The sequence below is a fragment of the Paenibacillus sp. GCM10028914 genome, assembly GCF_042666275.1.
GTDB lineage: Bacteria > Bacillota > Bacilli > Paenibacillales > Paenibacillaceae > Paenibacillus_AQ.
Map to the genome: position 1 here is coordinate 91663 of NZ_JBHTFO010000014.1, position 26791 is coordinate 118453.

Here is a 26791-nt window from a genome sequence, read left to right on the forward strand (position 1 = left end):
TTTAAGATTTGTTCCGCGAAGCGGGACTAAGATAATGAATCTGATCTTCTAAGACTCTGCTTGCTTTGCCTAAGAATTGCGTAATGAGTTCAAGTTCTTCAGGTGTATAAGAAGATATTAAATTAACCATAGCGTTATGAAGTGGAATGTATGTGTTGATGATTTCTTCTTTATTTTCATAGTCGGGGACGATAATGACTCTACGGCGGTCACTAGGATCATTCTCCCTACGAACATATCCACTTTTTTCAAGTCGGTCAATGAGTGCGGTAACACTACCGGTAGCAAGTCCGATTTGTTTAGATAGTTCTCCAGCAGTGATTGGACCAGTTTCGCGTAGAATATCCACGGATATTAAATCAGTATTATATAACCCTAGAGAGGCAGCTACATTCTGCTGATGTAAAATAATTCGAGTTCCTAGTCCACGCATGAGTGAGACAAATTGTTCCTGCTGATCTGTTGTGGGTTCTTGTTGATTGCTTGACAAAAGATAAACCTCCTTCTAAGATATTCATTATCTCGATGATCGAGATGTTTTGTTGTCTAGATACTTGATATTGGAGTAAATATGGATTAATTGTATCGAAATCAATCCTTAAAAACAAGGAATACATGTAGATTACCTCGGGAAAATAGAGTTAGGTACGTTAAAGTAGGGAGGATATTTTTAGTGAATGAATATATCGTTATTAAAGGTGCACGAGAAAACAACCTAAAAAATGTCTCGCTATCGATTCCTAAATACAAGCTCGTCGTTCTGACAGGACCCTCAGGTTCCGGTAAATCGACGCTAGCTATGGATACACTTCAGCGGGAATGTCAGCGGCAGTATATGGACTCTATGCGAATGACGTCAGATACCATTGGCAAGCCAAAGGCCGAATCGATCAAGGGACTATCTCCGTCGATTAGTGTTGGACAGCATGTTACCAATCGTAATCCGCGCTCAACAGTCGGGACAGTGACAGATATTTATACCTTCGTCCGGTTTATTTTTTCGAGACTTGGGAAGAGGATTTGCCCTTCCTGCAACGAGAATATCCCACCAACATTTGAGCCTGAGGGTATGCTTGTGGAGGAAGAGGAAGAATGGGGACATCCGTCGATAGACTGTCCTCATTGCGGCGCAGAACTTGAGCAGCTTGGAATGCCACACTTTTCTTTCAACAAACCTGAAGGAGCCTGCGAAACTTGCAGTGGCCTTGGGCATGTAGCAAGCATCAATGAAACAGCTGTTTTCAATCCTGATCTCAGTATACGGGATGGAGGAGTAGCCTCGTTAAATGGTGTACATAGAGATATCCAGATTCGAATTTTAATGTCGGCTGGAAAACATTTTGGCTTTGATTTTGACCCGGATCAGTCTTTGGGAGATTATGGAGAGGTTCAACGTGATTTGTTATATTACGGAGTTGATAGTGAGGCATTCAAGCGCCATTATCCCAATGTGAAGCCGGTTCAAGGAACGAAGTTTGAAGGTGTTATCCCCGGTTTGTGGAGACGTTATAAGGAGAAGGATGGGGAGGCTTCAAGTCAGGAGAAAGACGGAGGTTTTTTCAGTGAAAAGGTATGTCCTGAATGTCTTGGGACTCGTCTGAAGAAACAAGCAAGACTCGTTAAAGTAGCCGACGCAACCATCACCGATGTGCTAAGTTGGTCTCTAGGCGAGGTATACGAGTGGACTAATAATTTGCAGTCAGTGCTACCAAGTGAAGGTCTTCATCTATTAGAGCCGATCCTTGATGAAATGCCCTCACGTTTAAAGAGAATTATTGATGTTGGGCTAGGTTATCTATCTATGAATCGGCAGACGGTAACTCTATCTGGAGGAGAAGCTCAGCGCCTACGGCTCGCATCATTGCTTGGTTCAGGATTGACTGGTGTGCTGTACATTCTGGATGAACCGACTACTGGCCTTCATCCGCGTGATACAGCTGGACTCATCAGGGTGCTTCAAGAGCTTCGTGATCTGGGAAATACCGTACTTGTGATCGAACATGATGTTGAAATGATGCGAGCTGCCGATCATGTGATTGATATTGGACCGGGGGCAGGATTGAATGGCGGGACCGTCGTGGGTGAAGGCAGGTTGGAAGACCTAATGGCAAGAGAGCTTTCCATAACAGGAGCATATTTGAGAGAAGAAAATCAATCGGCTACTGCACGTCTTCGTAGGAAGGGCAACGGTCAATTCATTACAATCCATAAAGCGCAGTCCCGCAATGTCTCTATTCCTGTTGTTTCTATTCCGCTTGGCAGTCTAGTATCAGTTACGGGCGTTTCAGGCTCAGGAAAATCCACCCTTGTCTTCGATATCCTTGCACAAGGGAGTCCTCAAGGAGATAAGCAAACGGGATGCAATGAGATTACGGGGTTAGAGAATGTAGGGAACATCGTGATCTTTGATCAATCACCCATGGGGAGAATTCAGCGTTCCAATGTAGCTACCTACACCGATGTGTATACACAGCTAAGACAACTGTTTGCCGGTTTACAAGAAGCTAAAGCAAGAAAGTTGACCGCGAAGCATTTCTCGTTTAATACGGCTGGTGGTCGTTGTGAGACATGCCAAGGGCTCGGTGTATTATCTGTCGATATGAACTTCATGCCTGATCTGGAAGTTAAATGCCATGACTGTAGAGGTAGAAGATTTACAGATGAGGTCTTACAGGTGAAGTATGATGGTTATTCTATATCGGATTTGCTTGATATGTCGGTGCAGGAAAGTTTGTCCATCCTCAAGACAGAAACGAAAATTGCAGGAATCATCGAAATGCTATGTGAGGTCGGGCTAGGTTATCTAAAATGGGGCCAATCGGTCAAAACGCTATCAGGCGGCGAGGGACAGCGCATCAGATTGGCTAAGGAGTTAAGTAAGCCTTCCAAGAACCACACGCTCTACCTGTTGGATGAGCCGACAACAGGACTTCATCCGACAGATATTAAACAGCTTTATACCCTGCTAGATAAGTTAGTTGATCTGGGAAATACCGTTGTTGTGGTTGAGCATAGCTTGGAACTCATTAGGGAATCCGATTGGGTTATCGATATAGGTCCAGAAGGCGGCGCCGCTGGTGGGCAGCTTGTAGCCGTAGGCACACCAGAACAGGTAGCGGATGTAACGGAGTCACATACTGGCAAGTTCTTAAAAGCGATATTAGCTTAAGGACGTAAGATAAAATATGAACGAGGTATAGAATGCACGTAATGTCCGTAAAGGTTGCTGTAGTACCTTCAGGAATAATAATAACCACTCTGTTATAGTCACAGGCTATAACTAGATATAGTTTATTGGAGTTACGCTATATCCAGCTGAACATGGTATCTTTCTTGTAACAATTTGAAATAGGGAGTGTTACAAGATGGTGCAAAGTAGTGTATTGGGATATCCGCGTATTGGTGCAAAGCGTGAATGGAAGAAAGCGCTCGAAGCATTCTGGTCTGGAAAGCTTGAAGAAGAAGATTTTCATAATCAGCTTCAGGAGATCCGTCTGAATCATTTGCGTAAGCAGCAGGAGAAGGGGATCGATCTCATCGCAGTTAATGATTTCAGCTATTATGACCATATTCTTGATACAGCTACAATGTTCGGAATTGTACCTAAGCGGTTTAATTATGAAGGTGGTATTGTACCTTTATCTATATATTATGGAATTGCCCGTGGAACCAAGGAAGCAACGGCAAGTGAAATGACAAAATGGTTTAACACAAACTATCACTATATCGTTCCGGAATTAGATGGAGCAGCTCCTGCACTTACTGAGAATCGTCCGCTTATAGCATACCGAGAAGCGAAAGAGAAGCTCGGAATTGAAGGGAAGCCAGTTCTTGTAGGACCCTTAACATTCCTGAAATTGTCTAAGGGATACCAGCCATCTGAGACGGATGCTTGGTTAGCGCGTTTACTACCACTTTATGTTCAAATCCTTCAAGAGCTAGAGAAGGAAGGGGTTCAGTGGGTTCAAATTGATGAACCGATATTAGTAACGAAATTAAGCGAGTCTGATCTTGAACGTTTAAAAAATGTATATGAAACTCTGACGGCATCAGCTCCTTCTCTCAACATTATATTGCAAACTTATTTTGAATCGGTAGAGAACTATAATGACATTATCCAGTTGCCTGTTAAAGGTATTGGGCTAGATTTCGCTCATGGATCATCTGCTAATATTGAATCCATCCAAGCATTTGGATTTCCTAAGGATAAGATTTTGGGTGCAGGTGTCATTGATGGACGAAGTATTTGGAAAGCGTCACTTCATGAAAAACTGGATTTATTGGAAAAGTTATCGGAATATATAGCGAAAGATCAACTTATTGTGCAGTCTTCATGCAGCTTACTTCATGTGCCAGTTACGGTGAGCAATGAAACGAAGCTTTTGCCCGAACTTAAAGATGCACTGGCATTTGCTGATGAGAAGCTGGATGAACTAGTCCTTCTGACCAAAGCCATTTCCACAACTAAAGATTCTATTAGTAAAGAATTGGAGCAATGTGATCGTGCTTTACAAGCGCTAAAAGAATCTGGCGAGCGCAATCGAAATGACGTCCTGCAAGCAGTTGAGGCCATCCGTACACAGGAACCGAAACGTAGTCTTCCTTTTGTTGAGCGTCATATTCTTCAACAGGAGAAATGGAATTTACCTATATTTCCGACGACGACCATCGGCAGCTTCCCGCAATCATCTGAAGTGCGTAAGGCACGTCAGTTGTGGCGTAAGGGCGAATGGAATAATGAACAGTATGAGAATTTCATCGAGGAACAGATCGACACATGGGTTAGACTTCAAGAAGAGATTGGACTCGATGTACTCGTACATGGTGAGTTTGAGCGTACAGATATGGTTGAGTTTTTCGGTGAGAAGCTTGAAGGATTTGCATTTACACAGTTTGGTTGGGTCCAGTCATATGGTTCCCGCTGTGTCAAACCACCTATTATCTTTGGAGATGTAGCATTTGACGAAGCCATGACGGTGAAGGAAACGAAGTATGCCCAGACTAAGACGAAGCATCCTGTCAAAGGGATGTTAACTGGTCCGATCACGATTATGAACTGGTCTTTCGTCCGTGATGATATCTCACGTGAGCAGATTGCTTATCAGCTAGCGTATGCTCTTAGGCAAGAAGTAGAGGCGCTTGAAAAAGCCGGTATTGGAATGATTCAGGTAGATGAACCAGCGGTACGTGAAGGGTTACCTCTTAAGGAGAAAGATCAAGCAGAGTATCTGTCGTGGGCGGTCAAAGCATTCCGCATGACGACTTGTACGGTTCAGAAGACAACGCAAATCCACACACATATGTGTTACTGCGAGTTCCATGACATGATTGACTCCATCGAAGCGATGGATGCGGATGTGATCTCGATTGAAACTTCACGCAGCCATGGTGAGCTGATTCAAAGCTTCGAGGAAAACACCTATAAACTAGGAATCGGATTGGGTGTCTACGATATTCATAGTCCGCGTGTTCCAGAAGTTGAAGAGATGACAAGCATGATTGAACGCGCTTTGCGAGTTCTTGATCCGAAGTTGTTCTGGATCAATCCTGATTGCGGACTTAAAACACGAGGACTTGAAGAAACCGTTGATTCATTACGTAATATGGTGGAAGCTACGGAGATTGCTCGTTCGAAATATGCACTCAAGGTGTAATCGAGCTAAGATAATCATATAAGATGTATGGGTGAATAAATTAGGGTTATAAGAGCAGGCTACCGTGGTAGCCTGCTTGTTTGTTATCTCTGTTGAATAATGCCGAATATTTTCCTAACTTTATATTTCGTTCATGTGTTATCTAAAAGGAGACGATGATATGTAAGGGGGAATAATATGAGTGTAGAAATTTCAATATTAGCTTTGTTTCTCGTCATCATTCAATTCATATTAAGAAAAAAAATCATAAATCAGGAAGCAGATCGAATGTCTGAGACAAGCGGAAAACATGTTTCGAGATGGGGAAATATCATACTAGTAGTTATGGGGGTTCTCTTTTTCATCTATCTTGATCTACCTGATTTGAACTTAAAGAAATTGTATTGGCTGGGTCTTTTGATAGTTGTGCTAAGCTTTAATTTTCTAATCGAATGGAAGTATATTAGGGAATCAAGAGAACATATTGTTACGCTTATAACCCTCGTGTTTAGTCTCATTTATAGTATAGTTATTGAATTTTAATATGATGATGGTGAAATATACATAGATTGCTTCTTTGAAGCCAGGCTACCTGATGGTTAAGGAGCTTGGTTTTATTTTGTTTAATATAACATATTTTTGTATGCTATATTGCATTTCGGTTGATTATTGCATACAATACAGGAAATGGTCGATCAAATTCAGTTCCGAGGAGGAAATCCACATGGCCAGTCATTCATTAACCTCTTTTCTTCAGCAAAATCTTGAGGGGTTAAAACAGCAGGGGCTCTATAACACCATTCAGCCGCTTGAAAGCCCTAATGGTCCTTTAATTACGATCACGGGCCGCGAATTCGTAAATTTATCCTCGAATAATTATCTAGGATTGGCAAATGATGATCGCTTGAAGGAAGCTGCAATACGAGCGACAAAACTTTATGGAACGGGCAGCGGCGCTGTTCGCAGCATTAACGGAACGCTTCAGATTCATGTTGAGCTTGAAGAGAGACTCGCACAATTTAAAGGTGCAGAAGCAGTGATTACCTATCAGTCAGGCTTTAATTGTAATATGGCGGCGATTTCTGCTGTGATGGGTGCGGGTGATGCGATTTTATCTGATGAATTAAACCATGCTTCCATTATCGACGGTTGCCGATTGACAAAATCGAAAGTTATTCGATTTAATCACTCGGATATGGAAGATTTGCGGAATAAAGCTAAGGCAGCTAGAGAGTCTGGCCAGTATGATAAGATCATGGTCATTACGGATGGTGTATTTTCCATGGATGGTGATATTGCAAAGCTTCCTGAAATCGTTACCATCGCTGAAGAATATGATCTTATTACGTATGTAGATGATGCACATGGATCAGGTGTTTTGGGAGACGGTGCTGGAACCGTAAAACATTTTAGTCTGTCAGACAAAATCGATTTTCAAATCGGAACGCTCTCGAAAGCAATAGGTGTTGTTGGTGGATATGTAGCAGGTTCACATGATTTGATTGAATGGCTTAAAGTACGAAGTAGGCCATTTTTATTCTCTACAGCTCTTCCTCCCGGCAATGTCGCCGCTTGTATTGAGGCTATAAATATATTGCAAAACAGTACGGAACTTCAAACAAAGTTGTGGGATAATACAAGGTATTTTCAAGAAGGGCTTAAGACTCTTGGTTTCTCTATCGGAAGAACAGAAACACCGATCACTCCGTGCATTATTGGAGATGAGACAGCAACGCAAAGATTCAGTGAAAGACTTTACGAAGAAGGCGTGTACGCCAAATCCATCGTGTTTCCAACTGTACCAAAAGGTACTGGTCGTGTTCGGAACATGCCGACAGCAATTCATACACCAGAGATGCTGGATCGAGCGCTTACCGCATATGAAACGATCGGACGGGAATTGGGTCTCATATAACAGGAGGGTTCTGAGATGAAACGAATAATGGTAACCGGTGCTCTTGGTCAGATTGGATGTGACTTGGTAAAGAAGCTTCGACAGATCTACAGTGAAGAAGCTGTATTAGCTACAGATATTCGCCGTATAGACAATGAAGCCTGTCAGTCAGGTCCTTTTAAAATATTAGATGTAACGAATAGTACAGCATTCTTTGAAGCGGCACAGGAACATCGAGCAGATACGATTATTCATCTCGCTGCATTACTTTCCGCCAGAGCAGAAAAGGATCCTGCCCTCGCTTGGCGCTTGAATATGGGCGGCTTGTTAAGTGGGCTAGAGACAGCGCGCGAGCTATCTTGTCAGTTCTTCACCCCTAGCTCAATCGCAGCATTTGGATCGGATACACAGAAGAGAGGAACACCGCAGGATACCCTGCAACGACCGAAGACCATTTATGGTGTAAGTAAGGTAGCGGGGGAACTGTTATGTGATTACTATTATCATAAATTTGGTGTGGATACCCGAGGGCTGCGTTTTCCAGGTCTCATCTCACACTCGGCACCTCCTGGAGGGGGAACAACCGATTACGCCGTTGACATATATAGAGAAGCACTCGTTAATCGCAGTTATACCTCTTATATTAAGCGTGGAACGTTCCTCGACATGATGTACATGCCGGATGCGATTCGTGCAATCATTACACTTATGGAAGCGGATTCATCCAAGTTGATACATCGTAATGCTTTTAATGTAAGCGCGATGAGCGTCGATCCAGAGATGATTGCCGCAAGCATTCGAAGGCATATCCCTGATTTCATACTTCAGTACGATGTGGATCCGATTCGTCAACATATTGCAGAAGAATGGCCAGATTCAATCGATACAACAGCAGCGCGCGAAGAATGGGGCTTTGATGTACAATATGATTTAGAACGCATGACCGATGATATGGTAATGAAACTTATGGAGAAGTTACAGGACGACAAGACAAAGATCAGTTAATAGTAACGCGGAGAGAAGGAGGCAATTTAGCGATTGGAACCCATTCATAAAAAAGTAGGTAAAAATTTGCAGTCCATACGTAAATCAAGGGGCTTAAGCTTGGATAATGTTGCGGAATTGACAGGTGTAAGCAAAGCGATGCTCGGACAAATCGAACGCGGGGATTCGAATCCCACGATATCGGTATTGTGGAAGATCGTGAATGGGTTGAGTATTTCATTCACAGCACTCATAGAAAAGGCTGAGTTAGATGTGAATGTTGTGTCACCTGATGAAATCGAACCTTTTGTGGAGGAAGAAGGAGCTTATCGTTCTTATCCGTTATTCCCCTACAATTTGCGTACGAAATTCGAATCATACATGGTTATGATGGACCCGGGCTGCGAACATGGATCGGAAGCTCATAATGAGGGAGTAGAAGAATATATATTTGTGCATCAAGGTGAGTTAGAACTTAGGTTTGACGGTGAGAGTTATAAAGTGCCGGCCGGTAGTTCTGTTCATTTTGCAGCCAACCGCCCTCACCAATATTGCAATCCGGGGACGGAGATAACCAAATTCTATACCGTTATGTATTATGCGGATGCAGCAGCAAGAGGTTAAAGAGAATTACTATTTAATCCGCTCAACTGAAATTTTTCGATAGTTTACGTTTCAACTATGATAATTCAGTTACAGTTGGGGGAACTAGTAAGATGACCAGATGGAATGAAGCATACTTCTTCAAGAGAAGAAGTATGCTTCATTCCATCTGGGTTATAACACGATTCTGGAAAACAAAAAGCTCCAACAATATAGCTAAATACAAAAAAAGCCTTACCGTACGAATTACGGTAGGGCTTTTTTAGAGTGAAGGGATAAATCACTACGCTCCTTGCCCTAACTGAGGAAAAAGTCTCCTGAATTTCAAAATCAGAAATTACAATGTGCGGAACCTTTTACATGGTATCAGCGGGGATGAGCTTGAGTGGTTCAGTCACAGCGACCACAAATTATTCTGGATAATCGATATGAGGGCCAACTAATAAGATATACCTGTTTCGAAATAAATAAAAAAACTCACTTTTCAAAAAAGATATTACATCGTGATTTTCGTAAGGGCAAGATATAATGAACTCGAATTTGACGAAAGTAGTCAGTCATAACAACAAAATCCAGAGGGGGACTGCAAATAGAATAAAGAACTTAAAAAGTAAATTTTTTTATAGTACATTTAGAAAGCGCTTTATTTCTAGCTTATATCAAACTTAAGGGAGAATCAGCGTAATGAAAAAAAGACTTATTTCCTTTCTAACAACGATTGCATTATTGCTGAATTTGGTGCCAGCCGGATTCATTTATGCAGAAGAAGCACTCGAAGAAACGGGGATTGCCAATAACCCGATTATTTGGGCTGATGTACCGGATCCCGATGTCATTCGTGTTGGTGATGCCTATTACATGACCAGCACGACCATGCACATGAACCCTGGAGTTCCGATTATGAAATCTTATGACCTTGTAAATTGGAATATTGTTAATTACGTATATGATATTCTGGACGAAGGCGACAAACAAAGATTGAGTAATGATGAAAATGAGTATGGAAAAGGATCCTGGGCTAGCAGTCTCAGGTATCATGACGGAACATATTATGTTGCATTTTCTTCTAGTACAACAGGGAAGACGTATATTTATCAAACGAAGGATATTGAAAATGGACCTTGGACACACTCAACGCTCCCTTTTTATCATGATATGTCCCTTCTTTTCGATGACGATGGACGAGTATATCTTGTTTATGGAGGCGGCGATATTCGTATTGTCGAGCTCACTTCAGACGCCACTGCGGTGAAAGAAGGCGGATTGAACACAATCATCATTAAGGATTCAAGTCTGGTAGCAGGCCCTAATGTGGGACTCCTTGCTGAAGGTGCTCATATTCAGAAAATCAATGGGAAGTATTATATTTCACTGATTACCTGGCCTAGTGGCAGTATGCGGACGCAGCTGGTTTTTCGCTCTGACAAAATCGACGGCCCATATGAAGGAAAAGTCGTGCTGCAGGATGCTGGCATTGCTCAAGGTGGTCTGATTGATACGGTTTCTGGAGATTGGTATGCTTTTCTCTTTGGGGACCGCGGTTCCGTTGGACGTATTCCTTACTTAGTTCCCGTGACATGGGAAGACGACTGGCCTGTATTCGGTGTCAATGGCAAAGTCCCGACCGAAATATCTCTTCCGTTACATAAAGCGGAATCTAATATCGTAGTCTCAGATGAGTTCTATAATCAGACAGAACGGGTAGGTTCCTCGAATATACTTACAGACAGTGCACCAAGTGTATCTTCGGAGTTCTCTGAAGTGAATATTTCTGCTGCGACTGGAGGATCTGGTAAGGAACTTCTGGTTAACGGCAATATTGAGAGTGGTATTTATCCTTGGACTGCATTTGGCGCAGGATCCGTGTCAGTTTCAAATGATGTATTCAGTAGCGGTACAAACGCACTGAAGACGACTGGACGCAAAGCGACCGGGGACGGTCCCATGCAAGTGATTACCGGAAAAGTAAATACCAATGTCACTTATTCCTTCTCTGCCAAGGTAAGATACGAGGAGGGGCCGGATCAGAAGCAGTTCAATTTCAACATTCAGAACGGCCCGAGCTGGCAGGGAATCAAAGTGCTTGGTTCAGCTACGATCAACAGAGGAGAGTGGGGAACGGTGCAAGGCACTTACACGCTCCCTTCGGACGTGGATTTATCCCGTACTTTTATTTTCATTGAGACACAATGGTCCGGAACTCCAGATCCAACCACGGATCTAATGGACTTCTATGTCGATGACATTTCATTTGCAGACAACTCAGTTTCGGAGCTTATTATCAACAGCGATATTGAAAGCGGTATCGAGCCTTGGACTGCTAATGGAGCGGCATCCGTGTCAGTTACAAATGACGTATACAGCAGTGGTACTTCAGCATTGAAAACGACCGGACGCAAAGCGACCGGGGACGGTCCCATGCAGGAGATTACCGGAAAGGTAAATACCAATGTCACTTATTCCTTCTCTGCCAAGGTAAGATACGATGAGGGACCGGATCAGAAACAGTTCAACTTCAGTATTCAAAATGGTCCGAACTGGCAGGGAATCAAAGTGCTTGGTTCAGCTACGATCAACAGAGGAGAGTGGGGAACGATACAAGGCACTTACACGCTCCCTTCGGACGCGGATTTATCCCACAATTTTATTTTCATTGAGACACCATGGACCGAGAATCAGGATCCAATTACCGATCTGATGGACTTCTATGTTGATGACATTTCGTTTACGGCTTCGAGCACTCCAGTTGTTGATAATCAGAAGCCAGGAGAGAGTGAATATAATGGCTCTAATCTGGCGCTGGCGTGGCAGTGGAACCATAACCCAGATAACAATAACTGGTCGCTGACTCAGCGCCCTGGCTACTTACGCCTTACAACTGGAAGAAAAAGCACAGGAATTCAAGATGCACGTAATACGCTGACACAGAGATCCTTTGGACCGGAAAGTTCAGGCTATATTGCCATTGAAACAGATCATATGAAAGATGGAGATGTCGCGGGCCTTGCAGCTTTCCAGAAAAACTATGGTTACGTTGCTGTGAAAGCCTCCGGGACCTCTAAATCTATCGTAATGGTCAATGGTAGCGGCAACCAGTCGCAAGAAATCGCTAACATTCCACTCACTCAGGATCAAGTTTATCTGAAGATTGATATGGATTTTAAAGAACGAACAGATAAGGCATATTTCTATTACAGCCTAGATGGAGTAAGTTGGACAGCGATCGGAGAACAGCTCCAAATGTCATACACTCTGCCGCATTTTATGGGTTACCGTTATGCTTTATTTAATTACTCCACAAAAGTAGTAGGAGGGTACGTTGATTTTGACTACTTCAGAACAGACAACAAGATGACAGGAACGGGAGAATCAGCCCCAGTTCTTACAGCGAGTCTGGGGAATGTCTCAGAGGTTCTAGGGGGCCCGAATACAGAATTCGAAGTTCCGGTAAAAATGGAAGCATTGCCTGACGGAACTTACAATGGAATTTCTGCTTCCTTCGATATTCCGGAATTTGTATCGGTAACTGGGGTGTCATTTAACACAGACAATATTAGGGGTACATCATCCTATGCGTTTGCTGACCGCAGGCTGGAACTGAAGGTATCCGGCAGTAACGTGGGATTCACGAATGCTTCATCCGACCTGTTCGCCACCATTAAACTTAAAGTTAAAGATTTTGTTCCGAAGGATCAAGCGGTTAAAATTCGGACGGATTACATCAAAATCGAAGGTGGCAATGTGATTTACAACGTGAGTAAAGCGATTGCTAACATTGATTTGAAAGCTCTGGACACGAAAGCCCTTGCCAAAGTACCTGGATATGCGAATCCGCTCGTCAGTCATAAATTCGGCGCAGATCCATATGCGCTTGTCTACAACGATAGAGTATATATTTATATGACAAGCGATGCTTTTGAATATGACGCGAACGGAAATCTTAAAGATAATAGCTATTCCAAAATCAACACAATCAGCGTCATTTCATCTGCTGATATGGTTAACTGGACGGATCACGGCGAGATTCCAGTAGCAGGTGCGAATGGCGCTGCTAAATGGGCCAACAACTCATGGGCTCCTGCGGTTGCCCACAAGGTAATCGATGGCAAGGATAAATTCTTCTTATACTTTGCCAATAATGCTTCCAGCATTGGCGTTCTTACCGCCGATAGCCCGATCGGACCATGGACTGATCCGCTAGGAAAATCTTTTATTAATAGCAGCATCCCTGGAACGAACGGGGTTGTGTGGATGTTTGACCCGGCTGTTCTGGTGGATGATGATGGTACCGGATATCTGTATTTCGGCGGGGGTCTTCCCGGCGGGAACAATCCCACACAAGAGCAGATTGCAAATCCGAAGAGCGGCAGAGTAATCCAATTGGGAGAAGACATGATTAGCACCGTGGGTTCAGCGGAGCTCATCGATGCTCCTTATCTTTTCGAGGATTCTGGAATTCACAAATATAACGGTAAATACTATTACTCATATTGCTCCAATTTCGCCGGCACACATCCGGAAGGATCACCGCCGAAAGGAGAAATCGCATACATGGTCAGCGATAACCCGATGGGCCCATTTACTTATGTCGGTTCCATTCTGCAAAATCCAAACGTATTTTTCAATGTTGGCGGAAACAATCACCATGCCATTTTCGAATTTAATGATCAGTGGTATGTTGCCTATCACGCCCAGACTCTTGGTAAAGCTATGAACCAAGCAAAAGGGTATCGTTCTACACACATTAATAAAGTGGAGTATTATGACAACGGGTTTATCAAACCGATCAAGGCAGATATGGAAGGAATTGAACAGATCATTCCTCTTAATCCTTATCAGCGCAACGAGGCAGAAACAATCGCATGGCAAGCTGGAATTGCGACGGAGAAATCCTCACAGCCCGGAAACATGGTAGACAGCATCAATTTGAACATAACGGATGTGGAAGATGGGGATTGGCTTGCTGTTGCAAATGCAGACTTCGGTACGAGGGGGGCAGGTGACTTCGAAGCAAGCGTTGCATCAACAACCGTTGGCACCATCGAAATCCGGCAGGACAGTCCGGTTGGTGATGTGATCGGAACGCTGGAAGTGACACCAACTGGCGGAGCGAATCAATGGAAGACGCTTAAGACTACCGTCAAACCTGTTACGGGTGTTCACAATATTTTCTTCATGTTTAAGGCAGGAGGCAAAGATTCCTTCCGCATGGATTATTGGGAGTTTACACAAAGCGAAATCGAACCGGAAGTCATCCCGCTGGAGTCTGTCTCGATCACCGGAGGAGCCGCTTCTGTTGAGGTGAACCATTCACTTAAGTTTGGTTCTCAGTTGAATCCTATCAATGCGACGAACCCGGAGTACCACTGGGAAGCGTTTGGTAATATTAAGATTACAGGTGACAGCGATAAAGACACAGTGAATATACAGGGCGCTGCTCCAGGCAATGGTACCTTGACTTTAACAGTTAGGGCCGGCGGCAAAGAGATTACCACTCATACTGCTATTACGGTAAACGCTGAAGACGGCGGAAGTGTTACACCGCCTATACCTGGTCCTAATCCGTCTAATCCTTCTACTCCACCTCCAACATATACACCTTTGACCCCAACAGAGCCATCAACAGCATTACCTGCTAGTAAAGATGCGGCAATAAAGGTTGGCGGTAAAGAAGTGGATTTGGGTACGATAGGAACGACTACTCAGCAAGGTCGTAAAGTAACGACAATTGTACTTGACCAGAAGAGGTTAGAAACTTGGCTCTCCTCAGCTAGTGAGGCCGATGTGATTTCCATTACGGTTACCGCGAATTCAGACAGTGCAATCGCTCAATTAAATACTGATATGCTGAAGGCACTTCAGGATAAGAAGATCGTAATCGAACTGCGGAACGATGGGGGGATCTACAAGGTTCCGGCCTCCAAAATTAGCTTGAACACATTGGAGACAATGGGAGAGGGAACCAATACAAAGATGACGATCCAAATTGAGATTGCTTTACCGGAAACATCGATGACTAAGGTTGCGGAACAGGCGGCGACAGCAAAAGGATTTAAGCTTAGCTCGGTTCTTCTCGACTTTAAGGTTTCTGCTATAAGTGGATCTACTGTTAGAAAGATCGCTTCATTTAATGGATATGTGGAAAGTACTATCATTCTTCCGAAAGGTACAGACGCTAGCCGTATTGCCACCGGCATTCTGATCGATCCAGATGGTATGGTGCGTCAGGTGCCGACTCAAATTGTCACAGAGAACGGCAGAGTGTATGCGAAAATCCACAGTTTGAACAACGGCACTTATGCGGTTGTCTCGAATTCGGTAGAATTCATGGATATGACCTCGCATTGGGCGAAGGACAGCGTCAATGATCTCGCTTCACGGATGATACTGAGTGGAACAGGCAGCAACTTGTTTAATCCAAATGTGGAAATCACCCGTGCAGAATTTGCCGCACTGCTGGTGCGGGCGTTTGGACTTCAATCGGATGGAGAAGAGCAGGTATTCTCCGATGTAAAAACATCGGATTGGTATGCCGACAATGTAAGAATCGCACAAGCATACGGCCTAATCACTGGGTTCGAGGACGGCACCTTCCGTCCTAATGAGAAGATTACGCGGGAACAAGCCATGGTCATTACTGCTAAAAGCATGGAAATCACCGAGCTTAAGAAAGTTGTTGGAGGTCCGGCTGCGGAAGAGATACTGAGCGAGTACAACGATGCTCTTAGCGTCTCTAGCTGGGCAAAATCCGGAGTTGCAGATAGCTTGCAAGCTGGTATTGTCTCCGGAAGAAGCGCATCCGTTCTGGCGCCAAAAGCACGTATTACCCGTGCTGAAGCAGCCAAACTGACTCAAGAATTGATGAAAAAATCAGGACTCTTTTAAAAGAAAAGCAACCAGATTATATCACCCTTTAGATTGCTGGGGTCCTGCTGCGAAAATATTCTTCGTGGCAGGACCTTGTCGTTAATCTGCTTACCATTGCTCACCAAAAATATAAACAAAGGGCATTTCCCCTGAGGAGAATGCCCTTTGTTTCGTTATGAACCGATTAATTGTGTATTTCTTTAATTTCCGTATTAATAAACTCTGATGAAGTTTCATCTTGAGCCAGCTTACGCAAGGTATTAACGATAGCTTGACCCCAATTTTGCTCATTTTGGGAGATAATGCGGGTAATTTGTCCGTTCTCGATGGATTGATTGACAGAGGGGGTAAGACCGAGTGCTACATTATATCGATTAAGCCCTTTGGCCTTCCAGACCAAAACAGAACTTGAACTCGACACGAAATCCAAGTTGATCAGTGCACTAAAATGCGGATGTGCCGTAATCATTTGTTCCAACTGCAGTATCGCATTTCCTTCGCTCCCGTCGTTATGACGAACCTCAAGCACGTCTATATCGGTATGCTCTGCCACATAATCCTGAAACCCCTGCAGTCTTTGAGTCAATCCAAGCATTTGCGGCATCCCGGATTGAACCAGGACCATACCCTTGCCCTCCAGTAGTGTGTCTACGGTCTGGCCAATCACAGTACCGGTCTTATAGTTATCCGCTCCGATAAATGAATTTCGTTCACTGTTCGGGGAATCGGATTCGAAGCACACAACGGGGATCCCGCTGGACACTGCTTTGTTTATAACGCCAATTAGAGCCTCGGAGTCAACTGGATCGATAGCTATGCCGTCAACTTCCTGCTTGATCATCATCTCAACGATCCGAATCTGCTGCTCCAGATTTGCCTCATCCGGAGCTTGAACGATAAGATTGATATTATAGTCGCTGGCGGCGGATTCGGCATTTTCCGTTACCATTTCGTATGTGTCGTTTACCATAGGATAGATTATACCGAAAGTTAGCCTGGTTCCGGCGTCTGAAGTGAGAGGGGGGACCTCGTCGTTCTGTTTAAGGACGGTCCCCTCACTCTTCGTATCCCAGCATCCACTGAGAATAAAAGCAAATCCCAGTATCAACGAGATCGTTTGAATGGCTTGGAATCGGGAAGTCACAAATGCTGTCCTCCTTTGGCGATGGTTCCAACCGGCACACTAGCACTCCCGTGTTTGCGGTATTCCATTGGTGTCATGCCGGTCACTTTCTTGAAAAGGTTAGAGAAGTAATGCTGATCACTATAACCTACCTGAAAAGCAATTTCGAAAGTTTTGCAGCGGGTTGTTTTAAGCATCTCTTTCGCTCTGCCGATCCGTGTGGCTGTTAAATACTCTGTCATTGTTTGCCCGGTTTCTTGGCTGAAGACTTTGCTGAGGTGACTGGAACTGACTCCGATCTGTTTAGAAGTTTCATGAAGGGAGAGCTGGTCATTGTGATAATTCTCCCGGATATAGAGTTTGACCTTCTCGATTAACTCTCCATATTTGTCAGAACCTTCAGACCGCCATATCCAAAGCCGCTCAAATACTCCAAGAAAATAATCTTGGCACTCCTCAGCATTTGCAATATTCCGGATTTTCATCTGCAGCTCTTGAATCATTTTCGCTTGATTTCCGTCTGAACGAAAGGTTAACTTTGCCGTCTGGACCAATTCTAGGGTAATGTCGTTAATCAGGTAGTAGGCATACATGGAATTCCAGCTTATCTTATGAAGACCATCGGCAAATTGATGGATAAAGCCCGGAGCCTCTTGAGAATTACCCAACTTTAGAAAATCAATTAGACGATTACGGTCGAGCAGCACACTATCCGGGGAATGATCGATCGAGGCCTGGATCAAAGCCTCTTTGTTCTGCCTCGACAGCTTTTTGATCATCCGATCGTCCTCAGCCTCCTGAAAAGAAAGATGTATACCTTGAAGACGTTCGTGAACACCGCCGCAGCTAACAGACAACTGCAAGTCGAAATGGGCATTTCTTTGCTCCAGTACTCGGATGAGATCATCAACTCTAGCTGATATTTGATCCGGATGGCTGTTCTTCAAAATGATTACCGTTTCGGTACGACTCCGCCTAAAGTAGTTGAGTTCCGGATATTCGATCAGAGTGCTTTCCAGCAGCAGTTCAGCAGCTTTAACCTGAGAATGGGAAAACTCGGATTCATCCAGAATTGATGGAACAAAAGACAAGATAACGGTTGCGTAATAAGGAGCGATAAGCTGAAGATCCAATTGAGCCGCTGCCTCGATGGCAGCCCCCGTGTTGATCAGTCCCCCGCAAAGATCAGCAAACAGCTTATCAGGGGTATATGTTTTTTTTTGTTTTAGCCTATGTTCTTCATCAATTTTGGCACTTACAGCATGTAGCATCTGAATAAGTTCCACAGCGCTGATCGGTTTCAGGCAATAATCCTCAACACCAAGTCGAAGTGCCGTCTGGGCATAATGGAAATCATCATGTCCACTTAACACGATAATTTTGGTTTCGGGAAACCTTTGCCTAACGACGGAAGTCAGTTCCAGACCATCCATAAATGGCATTTTAATATCAGTAAGCAAAATGTCCGGCGTTTGTTCTTCAATAAGTGGAAGTGCCAACTCTCCGTCGGGAGCGTCACCACAGTATAAGAAGCCTTCCTTTTTCCAATCTATAGAATCTCGAATGCTTTCACGGATCAAAATTTCATCATCGACAAGCACAATCTTCTTTATGGCAAGTCCCCCCTGTTCTTAGGTATCCGTACCGAGATTGTCGTACCTTTTCCTGCTATACTTTCCAACCGAAGTCCATATTCGTTACCGAAATAAAGCCGTAAGCGTTGGTGCACATTCTGCAGCCCAAAGCCTCCTTCCGTTTGTTCTTCTTCCTGAGACAAGATTGGCTGCTCGAGCTGATATCTCAGCGTGGCTAGACGTTCTGTTGAAATACCAATACCGTTGTCAGTAACGGTTAGAATAACGGCTGAAGCCTCTGTATAACTACCAATAACGATCAAGCCTTTACCTCTTTTATTTTTGATTCCATGGTACAAGGCGTTTTCTATCAATGGCTGGAGAGTCATATTTAAAATCGGATAATCCATGAGTTCAGGATCGACTTCAACTCGATATTCTAGTATATCTCGGTAACGCATCTGCTGAATGACAAGATAACTTTGAGCATGAGCTAGTTCAGTGCGAATCATCACCCAATCTCGTCCTTTGTTTAAGCTAATCCGAAATAAATCTGACAGCGCTTTCACCAATTGAATTACAGCATCGTTTTTACCCGCTTCGGCCATCCAGACAATGGAATCAAGCGTGTTGTATAAGAAATGCGGATTTATTTGAGCTTGCAGCGTTCGCAGTTCCGCTTTTTGCAACTGCTGTTGTTTCCTTATACTTTGCTCAAGAAGCTCTTTAATCTTCTCTACCATGATGTTGAAGCTTTGTCCAAGATCGGCGATTTCATCCGTACCGACCGGCTTGACTTTAGCCTCAAGATAACCGCTTGCGGTAAGTCTCATTTTATGCTGAAGAAGCTGGATAGGGCGAGTAAGTCGCTTGGTCAACAGGTAATGAAGAGTAATAGCAAATACAATGCTGAGCACTACGCTGATTATGATTAACTGCCTGATACTGTTCGCTTCGGCAACGATCTCTTGCAATGGAGCGATCCCGATAATCGTCCAGCCAGTGACAAGAGAAGCGGTATGGACGATGAATCGTGGCTGTCCGTCTGTCCTTAGAACAAATCCGTCTCCGCCGGGTTGATCTGACAAAGGAAGTTTAGTCTCTCGAATAATATCCCAGTCAGCGCTGTCTATAGGAGGAACGTAGATTGGATTGCTGTGCTGATCGAGAATATAAAAAAATCCTGTCTTGCCGATCTTGACCTCATCACAGAACGACTTAATAAAAGAATCGTCTAGATCCACTGTAATAAATCCAATCACTTCATGGGTAATTTGCTGCCTGACTGTTGCCATAATCGAAATGACACCCCGATCTTCATAGGTGAAACCGTCGATTCGATCTAGGCTGGTAATCAGCTCAGGAGGAATTCTCAGCACGGAATCAGGGTTCTGCGCGAGCGTCTGAAAATGGTGATTTCGAAGCGGATTTATATGAGTCTGGAAAATCCCTTTGCGTTCACTGATTCCTTTGCCGTAAAGATTAATTAGGCTGATGTTGAGTACGTTCTCATATTTGTAGGTGTCACGATAAAGAGAAAAAGTCCGAAGAATGTCTTTGGCTTCCTCGTAAGTCTCCGACTGAGAGATGAGAAAATGGATAACCATAGGGTTCTTACTTAGCTCTAGAAGTCTCTCGGTATCTTTAAACATATTATCGATATTTGTTCCAAGCATATCAGCCTGGAGCATGCTGGAGGCTTTACTGTGACTGGAAACCGAATTGTAGGATTTCTGATAAGAAATTACTCCCACAGTCATTAGCGGTATGGTGGTGAGTACGATAAACAAGGCCAGCAGCTTTGCCCTCAGGCTGGATGAAATCCAGCGCTTGATCCTCATCAGTATGTTCCTCTCAAGTGGGGTAGGGTTCGTGCAACTTATAGTTTATACCAACTATGACCTATTCGGAAGTGAAAAAGAAAGCGCAACCAAAATTCACAACTTTTAATAAAAAAATTACACCAAAAGAAACTAATCTCTTGTGAAAACCCAAAAAAATGAAAACAAACGCTAAAGATTGCCCATGTAAAGTTCATTTGTAAGCGGTTTATAATGAGGCCAACACCGGATAATGGTGATTGATAAAGGGAGGTCAACAATTCATGAAGAGATTTGGAAAGATGGGTGTAGTGCTTGCATTAACCTTGTCTATGATGTTGGTAGGAGCTTGCAGCAATAACAACGGTGGCGGAGGAGCTGCTGGAAATAACAATGCTGCGGGGGAGAATGCTGGGGACTCCGGAACAAAACCGGCAAAGACGATCACGCTCGGCTTCTCGCAAGTAGGAGCAGAAAGCGGCTGGCGCAGCGCGAACACAAAGTCGATACAAGACTCGGCGAAAGATGCCGGCTTTACCCTGAAATTCTCAGATGCACAGCAAAAACAAGAGAATCAAATCAAAGCTCTTCGCTCATTTATTCAGCAAAAAGTGGATGTGATCGCTTTCTCACCGGTCGTGGAATCCGGATGGGATACGGTACTTAAAGAAGCCAAGGAAGCAGGGATCCCAGTGGTCCTGACTGACCGTGCCGTCGACTCGAAAGACACATCTCTATATGTGACATTCCTAGGTTCCGACTTTGTGGAAGAGGGACGGAAAGCTGGTCAATGGTTGTCTGAACAATATAAGGATGCTACAGATGACATTAATATCGTCGAACTACAAGGAACGACAGGCTCCGCTCCAGCTAATGACCGGATGCAGGGATTCAAGGAAGAGATCGCTGGCAATCCAAACTTGAAGATTATAGCTTCCCAAACCGGAGATTTTACACGAGCCAAGGGAAAAGAAGTAATGCAAGCTTTTCTGAAAGCGCACAAGGATATTGATGTTCTCTATGCGCACAACGATGATATGGCTCTGGGAGCAATTCAGGCGATTGAAGCTGCCGGACTAAAACCTGGGGAAGATATCAAAATCATTTCTGTCGATGCGGTTAAAGACGGAATGCAGGCTGCCAGCGAAGGAAAAATTAACTTCATCGTGGAGTGTAACCCACTCCTCGGACCTCAGTTAATGGAGGTAGTTCAGGCTGTTGTTGATGGAAAATCGGTTGAAACCCGTATTGTGACTGAAGAAACGACGTTCACTTCCGAGCAAGCCAAGGAAGCTCTGCCGAGCCGTCAATATTAACCTTAACCCTAAATAAATATCGTTTACATCGCCACTCCGCAGCGGCTGCAAGGCAGCGGAGTGGTTTCACTAAACCAAGGAGTGGATGATGATATGAGCGGTGAAACGCCCCTACTGCAAATGACTAACATTCATAAACGATTTCCGGGAGTCAAAGCGCTTAGCGATGTAAGTCTCCGCCTATTTCCTGGAGAAGTGCATGCACTTATGGGTGAAAACGGCGCTGGCAAATCAACGTTGATAAAAGTACTGACCGGCGTTTACTCCATCGACGAGGGGAATGTTGAAATGGAAGGCACCCCTATAACGGTGCATAGTCCACTGGAATCACAAGCGGTCGGAATCAGCACGGTGTATCAGGAAGTCAATCTATGTCCCAATCTGACGGTGGCAGAGAATATTTTTATCGGGAGAGAACCGCGTAAACTAGGCCGGATTTTATGGAAAGAAATGAACCAAAGGGCGGAAGAGCTACTAAAGGATCGCCTGAATCTGAATTTAGACGTATCTCAGCCTCTGTACATGTATTCTGTTGCTGTCCAGCAGCTGATTGCGATCGCCAGAGCATTGAATATTTCCTCAAAGGTTCTGATTCTAGATGAACCCACCTCCAGTCTGGACAAAAACGAGGTAGAGCAGTTATTCCGTGTAGTGAGGAAGCTGAAAAGTGACGGGCTTGCGATTCTATTCGTTACTCATTTTTTAGACCAGATGTATGAAATTTCTGACCGGGTGACCATTCTGAGAAATGGCGAATTTGTAGGAGAATATATGGCAAAAGATTTAACTAGGCTGGATCTTGTTTTGAAGATGATCGGAAAGGAACTGAATTTGCTGGAGGAGCTGCCTGTTCTCTCAGAAACGTATAGGAATGAAGCGGGAGAAGTGCTCATCAAAGCTGAAGGTCTTGGCCGGAAGGGAGCAATCGAACCGTTCGATCTGTCTATTGGTAAGGGAGAAGTAGTTGGCCTCGCTGGCCTTTTGGGTTCGGGCCGTACCGAAATTGCTCGTTTATTGTTTGGTGTAGATAAGCCCGATACCGGCAAGCTGACGTTTACAGATGGAAGGGAAAGCGTGCATTCGCCGCGCGAAGCGATTCATCGGCGTATTGCCTTCTGTTCTGAGAATAGAAAAACGGAAGGCATCATTGGAGATCTTACGATCAGGGAAAATATCATTCTTGCTCTGCAGGCTAAACAGGGCTTGTTTAAGACAATTCCCCGCAAACGCCAAGATGAAATTGCGGATGAATATATCCGTTTGCTAAATATTAATCCGCCAAATCCTGATCATCTAATCAAGAATTTAAGCGGAGGTAATCAGCAGAAAGTATTACTCGCCAGATGGCTATTGACAGAGCCAAATCTGTTTATTCTGGACGAACCGACCCGTGGTATCGATATCGGCGCGAAAGCTGAAATTCAGAAGCTGGTACTGTCACTTTCACGCCAAGGGATGTCCTTTGTGTTTATTTCATCCGAGCTAGAAGAAGTGTTACGCGTCAGCGACAGAATCGCCGTGCTGCGTGACCGGCATATAGTAACAGAAATTTCTGACAAGGATATGAGCCAGCATACAATCATGCAGGCGATAGCAGGGAGCTGAGATCATATGAAAACCATTTACAAACATCATTTATTTTGGCCGCTGTGCGTTCTGGCTGCACTGATGTTATTTAATCTTTTTTATTCTCCTGATTTCTTCTCGATTACGTTTCAAAACGGACATTTATACGGCAGTCTGATCGATATTCTCAACTTTGGCTCCCCTCTGATACTGGTGGCGATCGGGATGACTCTGGTGGTAGCTACGAGCGGGATTGATTTGTCTGTCGGATCAATCGTGGCTATTTCGGGAGCTGTTGCATGTCTTTCCATCAGCAAAGGCACGGATCAGAATACGCTGTCCTTGATTATGCTGTCGGTACTTATGGCAATGGGGCTATCTCTTCTTCTGGGGATATGGAATGGGCTGCTGGTATCAGTCGCTGGAATTCAGCCGATTATTGCTACGTTGATTCTTATGGTGGCCGGGCGTGGAATAGCCCAATTAATTACTGGCGGGCAGATTATCACAGTGACCAGCGAAAAATACGCCTACATCGGCTCTGGTTCACTTGCGACTTTACCGTTCTCCATCTTTGTGGTAGCAGCCGTTCTTATTGCAGCAGTGCTGCTTACACGCAAGACAGCCTTAGGGCTGTTTATTGAATCGGTCGGTTGTAACCCGAAAGCAAGTCTGATGTCAGGTATTCGTGCCAAATGGGTCTTGATATCCGTATATATGTTCTGCGGATTGTGCGCCGGCATAGCTGGATTGCTGTTAAGTTCAAATGTATCTAGCGCAGATGGTAACAACGCAGGACTGTGGTATGAACTTGACGCAATCCTAGCAGTCGTTATCGGCGGAACTTCGCTAAACGGCGGACGATTCTATTTGCTCGGAACGGTTGTCGGCGCTTTGATCATCCAAACGATGACCACAACCATTTATATGATCGGTGTTCCGCCGGAAATTACCCTGGTTGTCAAAGCTTTCGTCGTGCTTACGGTCTGTTTAGTCCAGTCATCTGCCTTCCGAGCCGCTATTGCCGTACGCTGGAAGACTCGGCATTATCCTGGAGAGAAGGAGCTACCACGCCATGTTTCTTAAGCGCAAGCATATTCCAATTGTCGTAACGGTCACTCTATTTCTGGTCATGTTTGCTGCTGGTTCTTTCCTCTATACCGGCTTTTTCTCACCGCAGGTGCTAATGAACCTTTTCGTGGATAATGCTTTTCTGCTGATCACTGCCATAGGCATGTCCTTTGTCATCCTGTCCGGCGGTATTGATCTATCCGTTGGCTCGATCATTGCACTCACAACAATGGTATCAGCGAGTCTAGTTCAGCAGCAGGGGTGGTCTCCATTAGTCGTTATTCCGCTAGTACTTCTTATGGGATCCGTGTTTGGGGCCGGAATGGGAGCCATTATCCACTATTTTAAAATTCAGCCTTTTATCGTGACCTTAGCAGGAATGTTTTTGGCTCGTGGATTCTGCTATGTAATCAGCATTGATACGATCACGATAGATAATGCGTTCTATACGGCTGTAGCTCAGACCAAGATCACACTACCGGGTGGAAGCTTCATTTCAATTAGCGCAATTGTTGCATTGGTTGCCACAGCAGCCGCGATCTTCATTGCACATTATACCCGGTTTGGTCGCAATGTATATGCGCTTGGGGGAAACGAGCAATCGGCGCTGCTCATGGGGCTTCCGGTTGCACGAACCAAAGTACTCGTATACACGTTTAGTGGATTCTGTTCCGCATTGGCCGGGGTTGTGTTCACATTCTATATGCTGTCAGGTTACGGGCTTCATGCAGTTGGGTTTGAGCTTGATACAATTGCTGCAGTCGTAATAGGTGGAACTTTACTTACCGGCGGAGTAGGTTATGTTCTTGGAACATTTTTCGGGGTCCTGATTCAAGGTGTAATTCAAACCATAATCAGCTTTAATGGTACGCTCAGCTCCTGGTGGACTAAAATTGTAATCGGCCTGCTGCTCTTCGCTTTTATCCTGTTTCAGCGGGTGCTAAGTGCAAGGCGATCTGCTATGAAGCAGTAGCAGTTGCCCTTACATCAGGAATATTGTTACAATTAATATCGGGAAACCAAGATAATGGATTCCCGATATTTTTTCATTCTCTATTGTAACCGCTAACATGCTGGAGGAGAGTTCATGAAAGTAGGAAAATGGTTAATTTGCCTAGTGATTGTGTTATTGACTGGTTGTTTCGAAACAGGTGAAAAGAATGCCCAGCCTTCGATGAGTTCTTCTACGGATCTTCCATTGAATATTAATACTCCTACATCAGCGGATCTTCCTGCATCCAAAACTATCGTTCTCGGTTTTTCCCAGTTAGGCTCAGAGAGCACATGGAGGGCTGCGAATACGAATTCAATTAAATCGGCGGCCCTTGAGGCTGGTATTTCACTGATTATGAAGAATGCTGAGCAGTCCCAACAAAAGCAGGTGGAAGCAATCCGTTCGTTTATAGAGAGTAAAGTAGATATCATTGCCATCGCGCCTGTTGTGCAGACCGGCTGGGATGACATTCTGGAGGAAGCCAAGCTCGCAGGCATCCCAGTTATCATTCTTGACCGCTCTATTAATGTAAAAGACCACTCCCTTTATGTTACCTACATTGGTTCCGACTTTTTTGAAGAAGGTGTTAAGGCCGCCAAATATATGCTCGATAAAATGCGTCACCACTCTGGACAGATAAAAATTGCCGAACTGCAGGGTACAATCGGGTCGACTCCTTCAATTGACCGTGGGCGCGGATTTCGAGAAACGATCAAGGGCCAGAAGAACTTTAACATTACGATGACCCGACCTGCTGATTTTACTAAGGTGGGAGGGAGAAAGGTCATGCAGGAATTTCTGAGCCTACCTGAAGATGAATGGCCGCAGGTGTTATTCTCCCATAATGATGACATGGCAATTGGTGCAGTCGAAGCGATTGAGGAGGCAGGACTGAAGCCGGGTACTGATATTATTATTATTTCTGTTGACGGAACACGGCGAGCCTTTGAACAGATGATTGCAGGGAATATTAATGCGGTTGTTGAATGCAATCCATTTCTGGGTCCTTTATTGATGCAGGCTACCCAAGAGATTATGTCGGGAAGGACCCTGCCCAAGCGAATGGTACCTGCGGAAGATATTTTCCCTCAGGAACTGGCGGCAATGGAAGTGGGGAACCGTACATATTAGCCTGACAATAAGGTGTTGTAGAAATTTCAAATGGATTTGATATAACTAGTCAAGCCGAACAGGCTGCCGATGATCATCGGCAGCCTGTTCGGCATCTGTTTGATGAGATAAGAACAATGAGATATAAAAATTTATCAATAAATTATATAAAGAAGCGGTTGGACGAGAAATCAAACGGAGCGGCGTTCCAAAGGAAGATACTTGTCACCTTCAAC

Annotated in this window: 17 protein-coding genes; 13 read left to right on the forward strand and 4 right to left on the reverse strand. The window is 44.3% G+C overall.

The window, feature by feature from the left end; all coding sequences use genetic code 11:
• Position 1 precedes the first annotated feature (1 nt).
• Positions 2-433 (reverse strand): MarR family winged helix-turn-helix transcriptional regulator, encoded by a 432-nt coding sequence (locus tag ACFQV5_RS13135; protein WP_379247590.1) that lies wholly within the window; start codon positions 431-433, stop codon positions 2-4.
• Between the two features lie 240 nt (positions 434-673).
• Here ACFQV5_RS13135 and uvrA point away from each other — a divergent pair, with 240 nt between their 5' ends.
• From uvrA to ACFQV5_RS13175, 8 genes are all read left to right on the forward strand, one after another.
• The gene (gene uvrA / locus ACFQV5_RS13140) at positions 674-3169 is read left to right on the forward strand and encodes an excinuclease ABC subunit UvrA (protein ID WP_379247458.1); all 2496 of its coding nucleotides are present in this window, start codon (positions 674-676) and stop codon (positions 3167-3169) included.
• A 196-nt stretch (positions 3170-3365) separates the two neighbouring features.
• Positions 3366-5654, forward strand: coding sequence for a 5-methyltetrahydropteroyltriglutamate--homocysteine S-methyltransferase (gene metE, locus ACFQV5_RS13145; protein WP_379247460.1), 2289 nt, complete (start codon positions 3366-3368; stop codon positions 5652-5654).
• A 177-nt stretch (positions 5655-5831) separates the two neighbouring features.
• A complete protein-coding gene (locus tag ACFQV5_RS13150) occupies positions 5832-6176 on the forward strand; it encodes a DUF4181 domain-containing protein (RefSeq protein ID WP_379247462.1) in 345 nt (114 codons plus the stop codon).
• Positions 6177-6357: 181 nt separating this feature from the next.
• Positions 6358-7548, forward strand: coding sequence for a glycine C-acetyltransferase (locus ACFQV5_RS13155; RefSeq protein WP_379247464.1), 1191 nt, complete (start codon positions 6358-6360; stop codon positions 7546-7548).
• Positions 7549-7563: 15 nt separating this feature from the next.
• Positions 7564-8532, forward strand: a complete 969-nt coding sequence (locus ACFQV5_RS13160; RefSeq protein ID WP_379247466.1) for an NAD-dependent epimerase/dehydratase family protein — start codon at positions 7564-7566, stop codon at positions 8530-8532.
• Positions 8533-8565: 33 nt separating this feature from the next.
• Entirely contained in the window at positions 8566-9135 is a 570-nt protein-coding gene (locus ACFQV5_RS13165; RefSeq protein ID WP_379247468.1) for a helix-turn-helix domain-containing protein, read from the forward strand.
• 92 nt (positions 9136-9227) lie between these two features.
• A complete protein-coding gene (locus ACFQV5_RS13170) occupies positions 9228-9380 on the forward strand; it encodes a hypothetical protein (RefSeq protein WP_379247470.1) in 153 nt (50 codons plus the stop codon).
• Positions 9381-9798: 418 nt separating this feature from the next.
• A complete protein-coding gene (locus ACFQV5_RS13175; RefSeq protein WP_379247472.1) occupies positions 9799-15999 on the forward strand; it encodes a family 43 glycosylhydrolase in 6201 nt (2066 codons plus the stop codon).
• A 166-nt stretch (positions 16000-16165) separates the two neighbouring features.
• Here the strand turns inward: ACFQV5_RS13175 and ACFQV5_RS13180 are convergent, their stop codons facing one another.
• Genes ACFQV5_RS13180 through ACFQV5_RS13190 form a run of 3 tightly spaced genes read right to left on the reverse strand, consistent with a single transcriptional unit; the run spans position 16166 to position 20519 of the window.
• Positions 16166-17125, reverse strand: a complete 960-nt coding sequence (locus ACFQV5_RS13180; RefSeq protein ID WP_379247475.1) for a sugar ABC transporter substrate-binding protein — start codon at positions 17123-17125, stop codon at positions 16166-16168.
• Positions 17122-18705 carry a response regulator gene (locus ACFQV5_RS13185; RefSeq protein WP_379247477.1) on the reverse strand — a complete coding sequence of 528 codons (1584 nt, stop codon included), beginning with the start codon at positions 18703-18705 and terminating at the stop codon, positions 17122-17124. Before ACFQV5_RS13185 ends, ACFQV5_RS13180 begins: the two co-directional genes overlap by 4 nt.
• 8 nt (positions 18706-18713) lie before the next feature.
• Positions 18714-20519 (reverse strand): sensor histidine kinase, encoded by a 1806-nt coding sequence (locus ACFQV5_RS13190; RefSeq protein ID WP_379247479.1) that lies wholly within the window; start codon positions 20517-20519, stop codon positions 18714-18716.
• 263 nt (positions 20520-20782) lie between these two features.
• Here ACFQV5_RS13190 and ACFQV5_RS13195 point away from each other — a divergent pair, with 263 nt between their 5' ends.
• From ACFQV5_RS13195 to ACFQV5_RS13215, 5 genes are all read left to right on the forward strand, one after another.
• Positions 20783-21814: an ABC transporter substrate-binding protein gene (locus ACFQV5_RS13195; RefSeq protein WP_379247481.1), complete on the forward strand. Its 1032-nt coding sequence runs from the start codon at positions 20783-20785 to the stop codon at positions 21812-21814.
• 93 nt (positions 21815-21907) lie between these two features.
• Complete coding sequence (locus ACFQV5_RS13200) at positions 21908-23419, forward strand: sugar ABC transporter ATP-binding protein (protein WP_379247483.1); 1512 nt, start codon at positions 21908-21910, stop codon at positions 23417-23419.
• A gap of 6 nt (positions 23420-23425) precedes the next feature.
• Positions 23426-24466 carry an ABC transporter permease gene (locus ACFQV5_RS13205; RefSeq protein ID WP_379247485.1) on the forward strand — a complete coding sequence of 347 codons (1041 nt, stop codon included), beginning with the start codon at positions 23426-23428 and terminating at the stop codon, positions 24464-24466.
• Positions 24456-25424, forward strand: coding sequence for a galactofuranose ABC transporter, permease protein YjfF (yjfF, locus tag ACFQV5_RS13210; protein ID WP_379247487.1), 969 nt, complete (start codon positions 24456-24458; stop codon positions 25422-25424). Before ACFQV5_RS13205 ends, yjfF begins: the two co-directional genes overlap by 11 nt.
• A 114-nt stretch (positions 25425-25538) precedes the next feature.
• Positions 25539-26576, forward strand: a complete 1038-nt coding sequence (locus ACFQV5_RS13215) for an ABC transporter substrate-binding protein (protein WP_379247489.1) — start codon at positions 25539-25541, stop codon at positions 26574-26576.
• The last annotated feature ends 215 nt before the right edge of the window (positions 26577-26791 follow it).

Coding starts and splice junctions, on each gene's coding strand:
- ACFQV5_RS13135 (WP_379247590.1), bottom strand. CDS start 433: ATGCGTGGACTAGGAACTCGAATTATTTTACATCAGCAGAATGTAGCT.
- metE (WP_379247460.1), top strand. CDS start 3,366: ATGGTGCAAAGTAGTGTATTGGGATATCCGCGTATTGGTGCAAAGCGT.
- ACFQV5_RS13150 (WP_379247462.1), top strand. CDS start 5,832: ATGAGTGTAGAAATTTCAATATTAGCTTTGTTTCTCGTCATCATTCAA.
- ACFQV5_RS13155 (WP_379247464.1), top strand. CDS start 6,358: ATGGCCAGTCATTCATTAACCTCTTTTCTTCAGCAAAATCTTGAGGGG.
- ACFQV5_RS13160 (WP_379247466.1), top strand. CDS start 7,564: ATGAAACGAATAATGGTAACCGGTGCTCTTGGTCAGATTGGATGTGAC.
- ACFQV5_RS13170 (WP_379247470.1), top strand. CDS start 9,228: ATGACCAGATGGAATGAAGCATACTTCTTCAAGAGAAGAAGTATGCTT.
- ACFQV5_RS13175 (WP_379247472.1), top strand. CDS start 9,799: ATGAAAAAAAGACTTATTTCCTTTCTAACAACGATTGCATTATTGCTG.
- ACFQV5_RS13190 (WP_379247479.1), bottom strand. CDS start 20,519: ATGAGGATCAAGCGCTGGATTTCATCCAGCCTGAGGGCAAAGCTGCTG.
- ACFQV5_RS13195 (WP_379247481.1), top strand. CDS start 20,783: ATGAAGAGATTTGGAAAGATGGGTGTAGTGCTTGCATTAACCTTGTCT.
- ACFQV5_RS13200 (WP_379247483.1), top strand. CDS start 21,908: ATGAGCGGTGAAACGCCCCTACTGCAAATGACTAACATTCATAAACGA.
- ACFQV5_RS13205 (WP_379247485.1), top strand. CDS start 23,426: ATGAAAACCATTTACAAACATCATTTATTTTGGCCGCTGTGCGTTCTG.
- yjfF (WP_379247487.1), top strand. CDS start 24,456: ATGTTTCTTAAGCGCAAGCATATTCCAATTGTCGTAACGGTCACTCTA.
- ACFQV5_RS13215 (WP_379247489.1), top strand. CDS start 25,539: ATGAAAGTAGGAAAATGGTTAATTTGCCTAGTGATTGTGTTATTGACT.